The organism is Sneathia sp. DSM 16631 (assembly GCF_014892235.1).
Classification (GTDB): Bacteria; Fusobacteriota; Fusobacteriia; order Fusobacteriales; family Leptotrichiaceae; genus Sneathia; species Sneathia vaginalis.
The window spans coordinates 78,965-96,481 of record NZ_JADBHL010000002.1; the positions used below are offsets into that span (position 1 = coordinate 78,965).

The 17,517-nt window shown below is 29.1% G+C and carries 13 protein-coding genes; all 13 read right to left on the bottom strand.

The window, feature by feature from the left end; translation table 11 throughout:
- Positions 1–5 precede the first annotated feature (5 nt).
- Positions 6–1,778, bottom strand: a complete 1,773-nt coding sequence (locus IMK15_RS01960) for a ribonuclease J (protein ID WP_084710378.1) — start codon at positions 1,776–1,778, stop codon at positions 6–8.
- Positions 1,765–3,657 (bottom strand): penicillin-binding protein 2, encoded by a 1,893-nt coding sequence (gene mrdA / locus IMK15_RS01965; protein ID WP_226869160.1) that lies wholly within the window; start codon positions 3,655–3,657, stop codon positions 1,765–1,767. Before mrdA ends, IMK15_RS01960 begins: the two co-directional genes overlap by 14 nt.
- Before the next feature lie 3 nt (positions 3,658–3,660).
- A complete protein-coding gene (rsfS, locus tag IMK15_RS01970) occupies positions 3,661–3,975 on the bottom strand; it encodes a ribosome silencing factor (protein ID WP_046329093.1) in 315 nt (104 codons plus the stop codon).
- Between the two features lie 7 nt (positions 3,976–3,982).
- Positions 3,983–4,954, bottom strand: coding sequence for a LytR C-terminal domain-containing protein (locus IMK15_RS01975; RefSeq protein ID WP_192941690.1), 972 nt, complete (start codon positions 4,952–4,954; stop codon positions 3,983–3,985).
- Between the two features lie 12 nt (positions 4,955–4,966).
- The gene (locus IMK15_RS01980; RefSeq protein WP_192941691.1) at positions 4,967–5,677 is read right to left on the bottom strand and encodes an RsmE family RNA methyltransferase; all 711 of its coding nucleotides are present in this window, start codon (positions 5,675–5,677) and stop codon (positions 4,967–4,969) included.
- Positions 5,671–6,669 carry a Holliday junction branch migration DNA helicase RuvB gene (gene ruvB / locus IMK15_RS01985; RefSeq protein WP_192941692.1) on the bottom strand — a complete coding sequence of 333 codons (999 nt, stop codon included), beginning with the start codon at positions 6,667–6,669 and terminating at the stop codon, positions 5,671–5,673. Before ruvB ends, IMK15_RS01980 begins: the two co-directional genes overlap by 7 nt.
- A 2-nt stretch (positions 6,670–6,671) precedes the next feature.
- On the bottom strand, positions 6,672–7,265 hold the full coding sequence (locus tag IMK15_RS01990) for a hypothetical protein (RefSeq protein WP_192941693.1): 594 nt from the start codon (positions 7,263–7,265) through the stop codon (positions 6,672–6,674).
- 10 nt (positions 7,266–7,275) lie between these two features.
- The gene (glyS, locus tag IMK15_RS01995; RefSeq protein ID WP_192941694.1) at positions 7,276–9,273 is read right to left on the bottom strand and encodes a glycine--tRNA ligase subunit beta; all 1,998 of its coding nucleotides are present in this window, start codon (positions 9,271–9,273) and stop codon (positions 7,276–7,278) included.
- Positions 9,273–10,151: a glycine--tRNA ligase subunit alpha gene (gene glyQ, locus IMK15_RS02000; protein WP_046329099.1), complete on the bottom strand. Its 879-nt coding sequence runs from the start codon at positions 10,149–10,151 to the stop codon at positions 9,273–9,275. The genes glyS and glyQ overlap by 1 nt, the downstream gene beginning before the upstream one ends.
- Positions 10,148–10,627, bottom strand: coding sequence for a signal peptidase II (lspA, locus tag IMK15_RS02005; protein WP_226869161.1), 480 nt, complete (start codon positions 10,625–10,627; stop codon positions 10,148–10,150). Before lspA ends, glyQ begins: the two co-directional genes overlap by 4 nt.
- Entirely contained in the window at positions 10,614–13,409 is a 2,796-nt protein-coding gene (gene ileS / locus IMK15_RS02010; protein WP_192941695.1) for an isoleucine--tRNA ligase, read from the bottom strand. Before ileS ends, lspA begins: the two co-directional genes overlap by 14 nt.
- Complete coding sequence (locus IMK15_RS02015; protein WP_192941696.1) at positions 13,409–15,589, bottom strand: Tex family protein; 2,181 nt, start codon at positions 15,587–15,589, stop codon at positions 13,409–13,411. Before IMK15_RS02015 ends, ileS begins: the two co-directional genes overlap by 1 nt.
- Positions 15,590–15,708: 119 nt before the next feature.
- Positions 15,709–17,517, bottom strand: a 1,809-nt coding sequence (locus tag IMK15_RS02020) for a YadA C-terminal domain-containing protein (RefSeq protein WP_192941697.1), incomplete at its 5' end; no start/stop codon positions are given.

The following is a 17,517-nucleotide window of genomic DNA, read 5'->3' on the forward strand; positions in this document are numbered from 1 at the left end:
TCCTATTATACTTCAAGAATTATTGGTAATACCATTGGTGATCTATCTGTTTTCTTGTATAGATAATCTGATATTTTCTTTCTTAGTATTTGTCTCATCTTTGTTTTATCAGACAAATTCTTTCCTTCTATATTCTTTAATTCTAGTCTTATCATTTCTTTTGCATCACTTAATAATTGTTCTGCATCTTTAACATAAACAAAGCCTTTAGTTACTATTTCAATATTGTAGCCAAACTTACCTGTCTTGTATAAAGGTATATTTGCAACAAATATTCCATCATCTGCCATACTTTGTCTATCTTTTAAAACACTATTACCTATATCACTAATTCTTGATCCATCAATTAATGTTAAGCCTGCTGGTACTTTGTCTTCTACCTTACAACTATCATGTGTTAGTGCTATTTTAAATCCATTTTCAGCTAAAATTACATTTTCAGGTTTAACACCTGTCATTATAGCAGATTCTTTATGTTTTTTTAACATACTGTATTCTCCATGTACTGGCATAAAGAAAGTGGGCTTAATTAAATTCAACATTAATTTTTGTTCTTCTTGACTTGCGTGTCCTGATACATGCACACCAACTGATCTTTCAAACACAACATCAGCTTGTTTTTTTAATAGTTGATTTACATTTCTACTAGTAGCTTTTTCATTACCTGGTATAGGTGTTGATGAAATAATTACAGTATCTGTTTCTCTTAATGTAATATACTTATGTGTGCCATTTGCAATTCTTGATAATGCTGCTAGCGGTTCCCCTTGAGTGCCTGTACAAATTACCATAACCTTATCTTCAGGCATTTTTTCAGCCTGTGTGATATCTATCATAATTCCCTTTGGCACATCTAAATATCCTAATTTTTCACAAATATCGAATATCTTTAGCATACTTCTTCCATCTATAGCTATTTTTCTATCAAATTGTGCTGCTACATTTATTATCTGTTGTATTCTGTGTACGTGTGATGCAAATGCTGCTAATATTACTCTCCCTTTTGCTTTTGAAACTTCTTCTGCAATATTCTTACCCACTGATTTTTCTGATGGTGTATATCCTGGTACCAATGAGTTAGTACTATCAGATAACAACATATCAACACCTTCTTCACCTAATTTTGCAAGCCCTGCAAAATCGAAGCCATCACCCTTTACTGGTGATAAATCTATTTTAAAATCTCCAGTATGAACTATTGTAGCTCCTGGTGTTCTAATACATATTGCACAAGCATCTGCTATACTGTGTGTTATACTTATAAATTCAGCTGTAAAATATTTTGATAATTTTATAACTTTTCTTGGAACAACTGTGTGTGTCTTTGGTTTTTTTATTTCTTTTTTTTCAAACTTTGCCTTAGCTAATGCTAGTGACAACTTTGTTCCATACATATCTATTTGATTACCTAATTTTTGGTATAAGAAGGGTATTGCACCTATGTGATCTTCATGACCATGTGTGATTAATAGGGCTTTTATCTTACTGACATTAGCTTCCAAATACGAAATATTAGGTATTATTAAATCTATTCCTAAATGTTCATCTGATGGGAAAGATAAACCTGCATCTACTATTATCATTTCATCCTTATACATAAATGCCGTCATATTCTTACCAACTTCTTCTAAACCACCTAATGGTATTATATATGTTTTTTCTATCTTTTCATCATCCAATGGACGTTTTTTTCTAGTTCTAAATACTCTCTTTTTTATGGTAGGCATAGAAGTTATTTCTTTTAATTTTTTTGACATTTTAACTTTATTTTCTTCCATTATCTGTTTCTTCTCCTTTCTTATAGAATTTTTCAATAAATGCTCTTGCTTTTTGCCCAGCAGCGACTCCACCATATCCTCCGTTTTCAACTAAACAGACAAATGCTATTTTTGGATTATCAGATGGGAAATATCCTGCTATCCATGAGTGATTTGCTCCTCCACTATTTTGTGCTGTTCCTGTTTTTGCACTTACTTTAACATATGGTAGTCTTAATATCTTAGCTGTACCACTTGGTGAAGAAACTGGCAACTTTAATGCTTCTTGCATTTGCTTTATTGAGTTCATACTTATATCTAATTTTCTCTTTATTCTTGTCTTATTATTTCTTGTATTACCACTTGAATCAACAAATCTATCTACAAGTGTAGGATACAACATAACCCCATTATTTGCTATTGTTTGATATATCATTAATACTTGCATAGGTGTTAGTAATATATATCCTTGTCCTATAGACATATTAATCATATCTCCTGGTAGCCATACTTGTTGTGATTTCTTCTTGTATCTCTTCTTCTTCCATTCTGGTGTTGGAAGTACTCCTTCTTGTTCTCCAGAAATATCTATTCCTGTTCTTTGACCTATACCAAATTCTCTAGCTATTCTAAAGAAATTATCTCTTGGTATTTTCATTATGAAGTTATAGTAATATGTATTTACAGATTGTTCTATTGACTTATAGAAATTAGTATATCCATGTCCATATTGGTGTGAATCTCTAAAAGTTACTTTACCATAAGTAAATGTCCCTGTTGAGTTTACACCTTCTTGTGGACTTATACCTGAATTTAATATTGATAAACCTATAACAGCTTTAAATGTTGATCCTGGTGGGTATAGTCCTGCTATTCCTTTATTAACTAATGGTGTAGCCTTTGAATTAACTAAATTGTTCCAATCGTCTTTATTCATCTTAGAACTTAGTAAATTTGCATCTATTTCTGGTGAACTAACAAAGGTAATTATCTTACCTGTTTTCACATCCATAGCAATAAAGGCCCCAGGATTTGAACTAAATATATCTGTCATATATTGTTGTAAGTCTAAATCTATTGATAAATATACATTATCTCCACCAATAGCATTAGTTTCATCCAACTTTTTAATAATATTACCCTTAACGTCTACTTCAACAAATTCTTGACCATCTGTACCTTTAAGTTGCTTATCATATTGTTTTTCTATACCTTTTTTACCTATTAAATCATCAACTAAATATCCAGCATTTTTTAAAACCTTATACTCTTCTGCTGATATTAGCTTAACGTAACCTAATATATGTGAGGCAAGTTTACCTTTAGGGTAATTTCTTTTATTATACTCAACTATATCTATTCTATCATTTGGCAATTTTTCTACTTCTTTTATTGCAATATCTTGAGGTATATCTTCTACAACGGTTATAACCTTATCGAACCCCATAGTAGGTGTCTTATAGAAAGTTTCTAATATTTCATCAAAACTAGAATTAGATATCTTTGAAATATATGAAATATCAAAAAACATCTCATCTAATTTTGCTTTTTTCTTACTGCTTAGTGTATTATACATACTTTTATTATTACCATTCATTTGTAATAATATATTCTTTTCTTCCAAGCTCATAGTCTTTGTTTGAAGATGTATTATCTTATACCCTGTAACATTATCTGCTAAAATTTGACCATTAACGTCATAAATTTTACCTCTTGCAGCCTTTATTACATTTTCTCTCAAACTATTTTTCATAGCTTTTTCTCTATACATATCCCCATTTAAAATTTGAAGATAGAATAATCTTAAAATTAATAAAAGAAATATACACCCAACTATGAAAAGAAAATATGTTATTCTTTTCCCTTCACCTTCGGTGTCCATTACCCTTCTTGCTTTCATTACCTAAATTTCTCCATAAAATTTATCTAGTTCATAGTAGTCTCTTGCATCCTTAGTAAATACATTTACTAAAATATCTTTTCCATCAATTAAAACCCAGTCGCTATCTGCTTGTCCTTCAATTGAATTAATACTATCCATTGTATCTTTAACAGCATCTACTATTGCATCTACATTTCTTTTTGAACTACCTGTACATATTATTGAATAATCATAAAACGGTGTCTTATTTATTACAGAATAAACTTTAATATCTTCACCTTTTTTGCTTTCAATAGCATCTACAATATTTTTTATTCTTATTTCTATATCTAACATTTTTCTCCTATCTTGAACTTTGTATTATTAGACCTTGCTTTATACTATTATCTTCTTCTAGCTTAGCATCATTTAATATGCTTTGTAGCTTTTTAGCTATTAATATATCTTCCTTGTTGTATTTAATTACAACACCATCTGTAACATTTTCATCTTTTTTAACTACTACCTTATACCCTTCTAGCATATTTTGTAGTTCTGTACTTCCATTTTTTGTAAGTATATTAATAGGGTAATTAACTTTTTCATCATTTCCAGTTATTAGTACTACATCACTATCTGGTTTTAAATTAGGATCATCTAAAACTTTAATATATTTAAAGTTTAAGCTGTTGATAAACTTAGATAATTCTTGATCTGTCAACTTATGGTTTACAATATATGTGAAATTAGAAGGCTTTCCATAGTTTTCAGCATTGTATTGCATCTTCAAGTTATTAACCAAAGCATCCCCTAATTCTTTTGCAAATCCTGGTATACCATTTGCGTTTAATATCTCTACTTTTTTACCTTCTAGAGAAACATTAGGATCTACTTCATCACCATTTTTAACGTCTATTATATCTGTACTTAATTCACTATTAATTAGTCCTTCACCATCTTGACCAGCTAATAAATCAGCAAGTTTTACACTATCAACCATAGTCTTACCATTTACTTTGTATGTAGGTAATTCTGTATAATTACTAGGTTTAGAACCTCTTTGTATATCAGTTATACCATGTGGGAAATACTTTGTTAAATCTACTAAAAGTTTCTTTTCGTCCTTTATTTGCTTACCCATAAAACTGAAGAAATAGTCATCAACCTTAGTATCTTTAGTTAAATATGTACCACTAGGTATTTCAATTACTTCATCATCATAGTACACATAATAACTATTTCCAACTAGAACTAATCTATTCCCTTTATTTGTATCTTCTTTTATTCCACATGAAAATATACTAATTAATGATAATATTAACAAAAACTTTTTCATAATACTCCTTTTTTAATATCCATAAATATGAGCTAAAACTGCAGACACCACTATTGCTGCCGTTTCTGCTCTTAATATTCTATTACCTAAGCTAATCTCAATTGCTCCTTTTTCAGTCAATTTACTACATTCATGTTGTGTAAATCCACCTTCTGGACCAATTATACACAAAACATTTTTATCTTGTTTTGTTACCGCTTCATTTATCTTTATACTCTCACAAGAATTTTCATAAAGATATATTACTTTATCATACAATGAAAAATCAATATCATTTAACTTCATGATATCTAATATTTTTGTTCTTCTTATTGCACGACATTGTTTCATTGATTCTGTAACTATATCTTCCCATTTATCCTTTTTTGTATCTAGTTTTACTACGACTCTTTCAGTCTTTAGAGGTATTATACCTCTAACTCCTATTTCTGTTAATTTTTGTATTAATAGGTTCATCTTATCGTTTTTTATAAGGCCAACTGCGACATCTATATTTATACTTAAATTATATATATCCTCTTCTTTATTTTCTATCCTAGCTAAAACTTCTTTTTTTGATATTTTCAAAAGACTACATAAGTACTGATAAGTTCCATCTGTAACACGGATATTATCACCTACTTTTAGTCTATATACGTTAACCATATGACGTATGTCTTTTTCATTTGTTATACTAACATAATCAACATTAACATCTTTTTTATCTACGACTATACTTAGCATTCATCCACCTTTATTCCCAAATGATTATATGCTTTTTCAGTTACAACACGTCCTCTGTGTGTTCGTTTTATAAGGCCATTTTTTACTAAATATGGCTCATACACTTCTTCTACTGTTCTTTTGTCTTCACCTAAAAGAAGTGACAAAGTTTCTAGTCCAACAGGTCCTCCGTTATAGTTTTCTATTATTTTAATCAATATTCTTCTATCCATAGCATCTAGTCCATATTCATCTATTTCTAGCATATCTAATATCCCTATAACTGACTTTTCATCTATGACGCCGTTACCTTTAATCATAGCATAATCTCTTGCTCTTTTTAATATTCTATTGGCAAGTCTAGGAGTACCTCTACTTCTTTTTGCCATAATATCTATAGCATCATCTTCATAAGGTATTCCTAGTATATTTGCACCTCTTTTAATTATTCTAGATAATTCATCTGTAGTATAGAATTCCATTCTATGTGAAACTCCAAATCTATCACGTAATGGTTTAGATAATTTACCTGCATTGGTAGTTGCCCCAATTAAAGTAAATTTAGGTAAGTCTATACGTATACTTTTAGCACCATGTCCCTTACCTATTAGTATATCTATTTCACCATCCTCCATTGCAGGATAAAGTATTTCTTCTACACTAGTATTTAATCTATGTATTTCATCTATAAATAAAATATCGCCATCTTCTAATGAAGTTAATATTGAAGCAAGATCTCCTGATTTTTCTAAAACAGGCCCTGATGTTATTTTAATATTTCTATTCATTTCATTAGCTACTACATATGCAAGCGATGTCTTACCTAATCCTGGTGGTCCGTATAGAAGTATATGATCTATAGGTTCATTTCTTAATTTTGCAGCTTTGATGTATAGTTTCATAGCTTCTTTTATTTTTTCTTGACCTATATAGTCATCAAAAGTTTTTGGTCTAAGATTGTTTATACTATTATCTTCTATATGTTCTGATAAATCTGTAAATCTATCTTCCATCCTTATTTTCCTCCATTGAAAGTTATAACAATCTTGTATGTTTTAACAGAATTTTCTTGTACCAACAATTTATTCTTGTCTAATTTACCGTATTTTTTTTGTAACATAACACCATAACTATTTAAAATAGGTATTACTGTATTACTTTTTGTCTTATTTTTATCACTATTTCCTGCTTTAACTTTTACATTTCCTATGTTTATAGTTTCGTTTATAGCATTAACTGTTCTTTTTATTTGTTCACTGCTGCTTTTTAATTCATAATTAATATTACTTTTTCTACTAATGGGCTTATTTGAAAAATTAATTATAGATATCTTATCTTGAGTATTTTGCTTATTATTCCCCTCACCCAAAAAGTATGTTATATTAAGTCCTATTGAATTACCATTTTTAAAATATGATTTTAAGTCAGAAACTCCCTCTTCTAATTCTTTTTTGTAAACAGCTTCCAATAGTATATTATCATTTTTTGTATTTATATTAAACTTTGATTCTGCAACATTAGGATTCTTATCCTCATTTATTTTTATCCTATTGTCTGCTGCTAAAAGTGCTACAGACATCATGAAGAAGAGACAAAATATTTTTTTCATATCTCCCTCTCTATATTTCTATAATATTCCCTGTTGTTTTTAGAATATTATTTAATAATGCTAATCTATTGTTCTTCATTTTAACATCTTCAACATTTATCTTAATGTTATTAAAGAAGTTATTAATTACATCCTTATTCTCAAGTAAAATATCTATAGTACTTGAGAAGTCTTTATCTTTTAGGGTTAATAAGACTTCTAATAGAGCTTTTTCTTCTTTTTCTCTTATTAAATCAGAGTCAATTTCTGTAATTTTAACATCTTTTAATATGTTTTTTACTCTTTTTAATACATTTATTAAATCAGTAAACTTATCAGTATTTTCTAATGTCTTTAATTTGTCTAATTTAACTAAAAGATTTTTAAAATTAGTTTCGTTATTTATTACATAACTAACTAAATCTCTATCATACATATCAGATAAAACATTTTCTAATCTTTGTTTAAAGTATGTTTTGTATTCTTCTAATGCCTTAGCATACTTAACTTCCTTATTCCCCTTAAATATATTATATGCCTTATCTATTAATTGTAAATAATCTACATCTAATTTTTTATCTAGTGCTACAAGACAAATACCTTGTGTTGCCCTTCTAATAGCATAAGGGTCTTTTGAACCTGTAGGTTTTAGACCAACACAAAATGCTCCTATACTTGTATCTAGCTTATCAGATATTGAAGCTATAGCCCCTTGTATAGTTTCTGGTAATTTATCTCCTTGGAATCTTGGCATATAGTGTTCTGGTATTGCTTTTGAAACAACTTCATTTTCTCCTGTTTTTTCTGCATAAATACCACCCATCATACCTTGCAATTCTGTAAATTCTTTTTCATTTATTACATTTGAAACTAAATCTGCCTTTGCTAAGTAAATAGTACGCAATGTATCAGAATCTGCATTTAAAAATTTAGCAATTTCAGTTGATCTTTGCATTTTTTCATATATAGTTCCCATATCTTTTTGGAACATTACATTTTTTAACTTTTCTACATTATCACTTAATTTATGCTTCAAGTCTTCATCAAAGAAGAATTTAGAATCTGCAAGTCTTGGTATTATTACTTTTTCATTACCTAACTTAACACTTTCTGAGTACATAGGTGCATTTCTAATTACCACAAAATTATTCGCTAACTTACCATCAGCAAATCTTACAGGGAAGTATCTTTGATGTGTCTTCATAGTTATAGTTATCAAGTCTTCTGGAAGTACAAGATAACTCTTATCAAATGAACCCATTATAGCATAAGGGTATTCAACCAAGTTTACAACTTCTTTTAATAATTTTTCATCTATTTGTGTCTTCTTTTCTTCTGTATCACAATTAGTATGTATTTGGTCAATTATCATTTGTTTTCTTTTATCATGACTTACTATTACATAGTTTTCTTCTAATAGCTTTTCATAAGAATCTATATCATCAATTTGTATTTCTTGACTCTTAAATATTCTCATACCTCTTGTAATGTTCCCAGATTTAACTCCTTCAAATGTAAAGTCTAGCACCTTATTATCTATTAGTGCCACTATCCATTTTATAGGTCTTACAAATCTAAAAGTATTAGAACCCCACTTCATAGTTCTTTCAAATTCTAATGATTTTAAAGCTTTATCCAAAATATCTTTTAATATTTCTTCTGTTCTCTTACCCTTTATATATTTTTTTATCTTAATATATTCACCCTTTGGTGTATTTACTATACTATAGTCATTTTCACCTAAGTTATTTGAAGATAAAAATCCAAGTAATGCCTTTGTTGGCTTTTTGTCTTTTAGTGCAACGCTAGTGCTAGGTCCTATTTTTTCTTCATTTAAATCTTGTTGCATTTCATCCATGCCATTTATTCTTAAAGCTAGTCTTCTTGGAGTACTAAATGATTCTATGCTTTCATAATGAATTCTATTTTCTTTTAATTCTTTTTCAACTTCTTTTTTTAAAGCTTTTTCAGATATATCTACATATCTTGAAGGCAATTCTTCAACACCTAATTCAAATAAAAATTTCATTATTTTTCTCCTTCTTTTAATAGTGGGAAACCTAAGTTTTTTCTATTTTCCACAAATATTTCTGCACATTTCTTTGCTAGATCACGTACTCTTAATATATATGCCATTCTCTCAGTTGTACCTATAGATCCTCTTGCATCTAAGTTATTAAATGTATGTGAACATTTTAATACATAGTCATATGCAGGTAATACTAGCTTATGTTCCAAACAATTATTTGCTTCTTTTTCGTACATATCAAATAGTTTAAAATTCATAGCACTATCACTTACTTCAAAGCTATATTTTGACATTTCATATTCATATTGGAATCTTCTTTCACCATATTTAACTCCATCTGCCCAGTCAAGATCATATACATTGTCTTTGTTTTGTAAATAAAGGGCAATTCTTTCTAACCCGTATGTTATTTCCACTGGTGTTATTTCAACTTCTAGACCTCCAACTTGTTGGAAATATGTGAATTGTGTTATTTCCATACCATCAAGCCATACTTCCCAACCTAGACCCCACGCTCCTAGTGTAGGTGATTCCCAGTTATCTTCAACAAATCTTACATCATGTTCTTTTAAGTCCAAACCTAATGCTTCAAGACTTTTTAAATACAATTCTTGTATATTATCAGGTGATGGTTTCATCAAAACTTGAAATTGATGGTGTTGATACACTCTATTAGGATTTTGTCCATATCTACCGTCTTTAGGTCTTCTTGAAGGTTCAACATAGCAAACCTTCCATGGTTCTGGTCCTAATGACATTAAAAATGTATCAGGATTAAAAGTTCCAGCTCCTGTTTCAACATCATATGGATTAGCTAAAACACAACCTTGTTTTTGCCAATACTTTTGTAATGTTAATATTATATTTTGAAAAGTCATTTTTTCTTTCTCCTTTTTAATATATATGCAATTACTATTAGATATACACCTATGTGTATGTACATATCTGCCACATTAAATATGAAAGACCATATTGTTCTAAAATCTATCATATCTATTACATACCCTCTAAAAAATCTATCAAACATATTGCCTAATGCTCCAGCTACGATAAATAGAACACCTATCTTGGTTAAGTTTGAATATTTACTAAAGTTTTTTAGCTCTGTCACATATACATATATTATTAATATACTACTTACAATAGTAAATGCCCTTATATGCCCTTGAAATATTCCAAATATGCCTCCATGATTTTCAACATAAGTAAAACGTAAAAAATCTCCCATGATTCTAAAAGAATATCCTATTACACCATTTGCTAAACTTCTTATTGCCTGTTTAGTTAACTGATCTATACCTAGCAAAAGGACAACTATTAATGCATATACAATCTCTTCATTATTCTTTTTCATTTAGTTCTCCATTTTGTTTCATTAATCTAAGAACTTCTGCATCTCTAGGTGTTACTTGTCCAAATTCGCTATCTCCTATTTCTGTACTATACTTCCAACATCTTTGACATTTTTCACCTAATGCTCTATCTATTCTTACTGTAACTCCTTCAATTTCTGTATTTTCTAAAGGTGTTGTTTCATATGCTATTTGAGATACTAAGAAGATATCAGATAAATCCCAATCTGAATATTCTTTTACAAATTCATAGTCCTTGTTTTGTATATTTAATACTACTCTAGCATCTAGTGCTAAACCTATTTCACCTTTTTGTCTTCTTTCTTCTATCTTTTTGTTTACTTCTTTTCTTAAAGCAGATAATTTTTCCCATTTAGCTTCTAGTTTGTCATCTATATATTCTTCATGTACTGGTATCCATGATGTTAATAGAACACTTTCACTATCTTTTAATTCTTCTGGCATCTTTTCCCATATTTCTTCAGCTGTAAATGATAAAACTGGAGAAATAGCTCTAACTAATATTTTTAATATTTCTGCTAATACTGTTTGTGCTGATCTTCTCTTTAATGATGTCTTGTATTCGCAGTATAGTCTATCTTTTATTATATCCAAATAGAATGATGACATTTCTATAATACAGAAATATGATATTTCTTGGAAGATGTTATAGAACTCAAAGTTATCATAAAGTTTTTCTAATTTTTTCTTTAATCTTTCTAGTCTATTTAATGCCCATCTATCTATTTCTAACATATCTTTGTAGTCTACTTTGTCTTCATTAATGTTAAAGTCACTAACATTACCTAGTAAGTATCTTGCAGTATTACGTATCTTTCTATATGAGTCTGAAGTTCTATTTAATATATCTTCTGATAATCTTACGTCTTCTCTGTAATCTACTGATGATACCCATAGTCTTAATATATCTGCACCATATTTATTAATTACATCATTAGGAGCTATGGTATTACCTATAGACTTACTCATTTTTCTACCTTGTCCATCATTAACAAAACCATGTGTTAGTATTTGCTTATATGGCTTATCTTTTGTACTAGATATTGATGTTAATAGTGATGATTGGAACCATCCTCTATGTTGGTCTGAACCTTCTAAGTATAGGTCTACTGGTCGTTTGTAACCTCTTTGAACTACAACTGATCTATGAGTTACACCTGAATCAAACCAAACATCTAATATACTTCTTTCTTTTCTTATTTCATCTGCATTCAAGTTATATTTTGCTAATAGTTCTTCTCCTATTAATTCTTTAGCAGAATATTTCCACCAAATATCTGTACCTTCTTTTTCTACCATAGCTATTATTCTATCCATGATGTCACTATGATATATTATTTCATTTTGTTTGTTATAGAAGATTGGTATAGGTACACCCCATACTCTTTGTCTTGAAATAGTCCAGTCTGGTCTTACTTCAAGCATAGATTTTATTCTATTTTTACCCCATTGTGGATAAAATTTAATTTCATCTAAAGCCTTTAATGCATTTTCTCTTATATCGCTATCCATTATGTTTACAAACCATTGTTCTGTTGCTCTAAATATTATTGGCTTCTTACTTCTCCAGTCATGTGGGTATGAGTGTGTTATCTCTTCTACTGATAATATATATCCTGTTTCTAACAAGTCTTGCACTATTTGCTTTTCTGCTTTTTTGTAGAATAATCCTTCATATTTACCTGCTTCATAAGTCATATGACCCTTATCATCTACTGGTGATAATATCCCTAAATTATACTTATTCCCTGCAATAAAGTCATCTGCCCCATGTCCTGGTGCTGTATGTACACAACCTGTACCTGCTTCTAATGTTACGTGATCAGCTAATATTACAAGCCCTGTTCTGTCTATAAACGGATGCTTGTAATGAGTGTTTTCTAATAGGTCTCCTTTAAATTCCTTTATCAATTCATAATCTAATCCCATCTTAGAAAATGCTTGTTTTTCTAATTCTTTTGCAACTACTAGATTACCTTTTTCTGTTTTGTAAACTCCATAAACAAAGTCCTTATTCAATGCAATACCTAAGTTAGCTGGTAATGTCCATGGTGTTGTTGTCCAAATTACTATACTAGCTTTATCTAACCCTATTTTATCTAAACCATCTTTACACATATCCATTTTTACATATATTGCAGGTGATGTAACATTCTTGTACTCAATTTCTGCTTCAGCTAATGCTGTTTCTGTTGTAGGTGACCAATAAACTGGCTTTAGACCTTTATATATATATCCATTTTCATAGATTTCTTTAAATACTCTTAATTCTTCAGCTTCAAATTCAGGTTTTAATGTAATATATGGATTATCAAAATCACCTAAAACACCTAGTCTCACAAAGTCTTTCTTTTGTTTTTCTACTTGTTTTAAGGCATATTTTTTACATTCATTTCTCAAATCAAGTACAGACATAGATGCAACTTTTTCACCTTTTTCTTGAATTATCTTCCATTCTATAGGCAATCCATGTGTATCCCAACCAGGTATATATGGTGCATTATACCCTCTCATTCTCTTGTATTTAAGTATAATATCCTTTAATATCTTGTTAATTGCGTGTCCTACGTGTATATCTCCATTTGCATATGGAGGCCCATCATGTAGGAAAAACACTGGTTTTGTCTTATCTGCTATTGATTTTTCATAAATTTTTGCTTTTTGCCAATCCCTTAACTGTAATCCTTCTCTTTGTGCTAAATTTGCCTTCATCTTAAAGCTTGTCTTAGGTAAATTTAGTGTTTTAGAATAATCTATTTCCATTATTTAACTCCTTTTCTTGATAAAGTTACTCTGTGTCTAACTTTGTCAACACTTAATACTCTTACTTTAATAATCTGACCAACAGTCAATACTTGTGTTGGATCTTTAACAAATTTTTCTGATAATTCTGATATATGTATCATAGCGTCATTTTTTAAACCTATATCAACAAATACTCCAAATTTTGTAGCATTTCTAACTGTACCTTCTAGTATCATACCTTCTTTTAAGTCTTCCATAGTTAATATGTCAGATTTTAGTATAGGCATAGGATAGTTTTCTCTTGGGTCTCTTCTGTCTTTTAATAAGGCTTCATATACGTCTTTTATTGTATCTTTACCATAAGTATCTTCCATAGCTTTTAACACTTTTTTCAAACCAAGATTATTTAACTTTTGACGTATTTCAACATAGTTAGTTCTAAATTCACTAGGGTTAGATTCTACTAACTCTAAAATCTTTTCTGCTAGAGGATATGATTCTGGGTGAATTATTGTATTATCTAGTGGATTAATTGAATCTGGTATTACAACGAATCCTGCCATTTGTTCAAAAGCCTTAGCACCCAATCCTTTTACATTTTTTAATTCTTCTCTTGACTTAAAGTCTCCATGTTCTTTTCTGTACTCCACAATATTTTTAGCTATATTCTTCTTAACACCTGATACATAGCTCAATATTGAAAATGATGCACTATTTAGATTTACTCCAACTCTATTTACAATCTTTTCTATTGTTTCTACTAGTTTTTGTTCTAGTTCCTTTTGATTTACATCATGTTGATACATACCAACACCTATAGATTTTGGATCTATCTTAACTAATTCTGATAATGGATCTTGTATACGTCTTGCAATTGAAATAGTACCACGTACAGTTACATCTAAATCAGGAAATTCTTCATGAGCTAATTTAGATGCTGAATATACAGATGCTCCTGCTTCATTTACTATGACATACTTACATTTAAGTCCTTTAATTGCATCTGCAACAAAGCTTTCAGTTTCACGTGATGCTGTACCATTACCTATTACAATAATATCAACTGAATATTCTTTAATATATTTAAGTAGTTTAACACGTGATTTTTCTAGCATTGCTTCACTGTGTGCACCTTTTACTGGATATATTACATCTGATGTAATGTAGAAACCATCTTTTGAGATTACTGCTAGCTTACATCCTGTTCTAATACCAGGGTCTAATCCTAAAATTGTTTTTTTAAGTATAGGTGGTTGTAATAGTAGTGCTTCAAGGTTAGTTGCAAATATGTTTATTGCCTCTTTATCTGCCCTATCTGTCAATGTACTTCTAACTTCATTTTCTATTGAGGGGAATAGTAATCTATCGTAACTATCGTCTACAACCTTTTGAATTAATTCTTCTTTCATATCAGCATTTGCTTTTTTAAAGAAATGATTATACATATATCTTTTTATCTTCAACTTATCTTGATCTTCAAAATCTATGTTAACTTTCAAGATCTTTTCTTTTTCAGCACGATTAATTGCTAGTATCTTATGTGATGCAATCTTTTTAACAGCTTCACTAAATTCATAATAGTTTGAATATACTAATCTTTCATCTAGACTTCTATTTTTTTCTATTACACTAGCATAGACTATACCAATATTTAATGTTTGTTCTCTTAAATACTCACGTATCTTTACGTTTTCTGATAAGTCTTGTGCTAGTATTAGGTAAGCACCTTCTATTGCTTCTGCTTCATTTAAAACTTCACTAATTATGTACTTACTTGCTTCACTAGAAATTTTAGCTATACTTAAACCATCATATATTTCTTTAGCAAAAGGTTCTAATCCTTTTTCTTTTGCAATATCTGCCTTAGTCTTTTTCTTTTTCTTATAAGGTAAATATATATCTTCAACTTTTTGTAAGACATTAGCTTCTAATATTTCTTTTTTTAGCTCTTCTGTTAATTTACCTTGCTCTTCTATTAAACGAATTACTTCTTCTTTTCTTTTCTCTAAATTCTTCTCATATGTTATTTTATCAATAATATCTCTTATTTGTTCTTCATTCAAGCCACCTGTTACTTCTTTTCTATAACGTGAAATAAAGGGGATTGTTGCTCCTTCATCATATAGCTTAAATGTATCTGAAATGTTTTTTTCATTAATACCTAATATCAATGAAACCTTTTTTACTATCTCGTCCACGACGCCTCCTAAAATGTATACTTTTACAAGATATTGTAGCACATATTTATTTATTTTAAAAGATGGGCAAATTCAAAAAAATACAAGGCTAAATAATTATAGCCTTGCATTTAAACTTTTTAATGTTTATTTAAAATTTGGTTAAGTTTTCTTTCAAGTTCTTTTACCTTTATATCTGTTGCTTTTTGTCTTTCTTCGTATTCTTTTATCTTCTTATTAGCTTCCACCAAATCTTTTTCTACAGATTTCAACTTAGTACTATATTCTGTTGTCAATCTTTCATCTTTATCGCCAAGCATAACTCCAGCTCCAACACCGAACGCAAGATTACCTTTATTGTTTACTGAACCACTTAATTTGTATACAAAGTTACGTTCTTCATTAGTTCCACTAAATCCTACTGCTAATGCGTGTGATCCTCCATAGTATCCATATGCTGCACTTAAATTATGTCTATAGTCAGAATAAGAATTAACTTGAACTAGATTTGCCATTGCTACTGCATTTGCTACTCCACCTAATGCTAATTCAGATTTTTCAAGTGCTACAGTAGACTTCTTATCTACTACTCCTAACGCATCATTATATCTAGATAAGTACTTATTGACTTGTTTATCTGTTACTAATCTATCTTTAGGTTTAGCTATGTTTGAATCTTTAGATAATTTATTAGTTAAATTAGTTATACCATCTGCACTTAAGTTATTTGCATCTGCATCTAACTTCTTAGTAATATCTTGTTTTAAATTAGTAATATCGTTAGTATTGTTATCTACTTTAGTTGTTAATTTATTGATGCTATCTTTATTGTTTTCAACCTCATTTTTTAAATCTCCAATATTAGTATTAATATTACCTAATTTATTAGTAAACATATTGTTTACTGATGTGTTATTAGTTAAATCAAGATCACTTTCTAATTTAGTTTTATTAACTTTTAATGTATAATCAAATTTATTACCTTTAGTAGCAGTTATATAATCATCACCTGTTATTGATAAATCAGCTTTATCTAACTTACCATCTAACTTAGTGTTGATATTAGTAATATCTTGTTTTGTCTTTTTAAGATCTTTAACATCTGTTTTTAATGCAGTAATATCACCAGTATTTGTTGTAACTTGAGTATTAAGAGTAGTATACTTATTATCTAAGTCTGTTTTAACTTCATTTAATTTAGTATATACTGTTCCACCTGTAACAAGTTTAGTATCACCTTCTTTAACTTCACCAGTTCCTAATTTAGTAGTTAAATTAGTTACACCTTTATCACTTAAATTATCTGCATCTACATTTAATTTGTTTGCTAAATCTTGAGTTGATTCTTTAGATAATTGTTTTTTAAATTCAGTCATATAATTATATACAGTTGAACCTTTTACTAATCCATTACTCTTATTATCTATAGTTCCTTTACCCAATGCATTTTCCCAATTAGTTAAATTGAAATCATTATTTAAATTACTTCCATCAAGTAGTGCATATTTATCAAATTTTTCATTTAATTTAGTATTATTAGATAAGTCAATATCATTACCTAATTTAGCTTTATCAAATGTTAGAGTATAATGATTAGGTTTAGCTGTATCATTTGCTACACTAATATAATCATCCCCTTTAACATCTATATCTTCACTACTTAATTTACCATTTACTGTAGTATTAACAGTATCGATTTCTTGTTTTACATAATCTTTTACTGCTTTTTCTGTTGTTAATTTACCTTTAGCTGCATTTTCTGTAATTGCTTCGCTTATTTTTTCTGTTCCTAATTTATTAATCCATTTATCTCTATTTGTTGTTGCATTGTTTTCATCTAAGTTTGAAGCATCTACTTTTGCATATTTATTATCTGCTACACTACTTTGTAATGCTCCATCAATTTTTGTTTTTAATTCATCTGCAAGTGCAACTGTATATTTATTATC

Excerpts from the sequence above, each read along its gene's own strand:
- ruvB (WP_192941692.1), bottom strand. The coding sequence starts at position 6,669 with ATGGAAGATAGATTTACAGATTTATCAGAACATATAGAAGATAATAGT.
- IMK15_RS01980 (WP_192941691.1), bottom strand. The coding sequence starts at position 5,677 with ATGCTAAGTATAGTCGTAGATAAAAAAGATGTTAATGTTGATTATGTT.
- rsfS (WP_046329093.1), bottom strand. The coding sequence starts at position 3,975 with ATGTTAGATATAGAAATAAGAATAAAAAATATTGTAGATGCTATTGAA.
- IMK15_RS01990 (WP_192941693.1), bottom strand. The coding sequence starts at position 7,265 with ATGAAAAAAATATTTTGTCTCTTCTTCATGATGTCTGTAGCACTTTTA.
- IMK15_RS01975 (WP_192941690.1), bottom strand. The coding sequence starts at position 4,954 with ATGAAAAAGTTTTTGTTAATATTATCATTAATTAGTATATTTTCATGT.
- ileS (WP_192941695.1), bottom strand. The coding sequence starts at position 13,409 with ATGGAAATAGATTATTCTAAAACACTAAATTTACCTAAGACAAGCTTT.
- glyS (WP_192941694.1), bottom strand. The coding sequence starts at position 9,273 with ATGAAATTTTTATTTGAATTAGGTGTTGAAGAATTGCCTTCAAGATAT.
- IMK15_RS01960 (WP_084710378.1), bottom strand. The coding sequence starts at position 1,778 with ATGGAAGAAAATAAAGTTAAAATGTCAAAAAAATTAAAAGAAATAACT.
- lspA (WP_226869161.1), bottom strand. The coding sequence starts at position 10,627 with ATGAAAAAGAATAATGAAGAGATTGTATATGCATTAATAGTTGTCCTT.
- glyQ (WP_046329099.1), bottom strand. The coding sequence starts at position 10,151 with ATGACTTTTCAAAATATAATATTAACATTACAAAAGTATTGGCAAAAA.
- mrdA (WP_226869160.1), bottom strand. The coding sequence starts at position 3,657 with ATGAAAGCAAGAAGGGTAATGGACACCGAAGGTGAAGGGAAAAGAATA.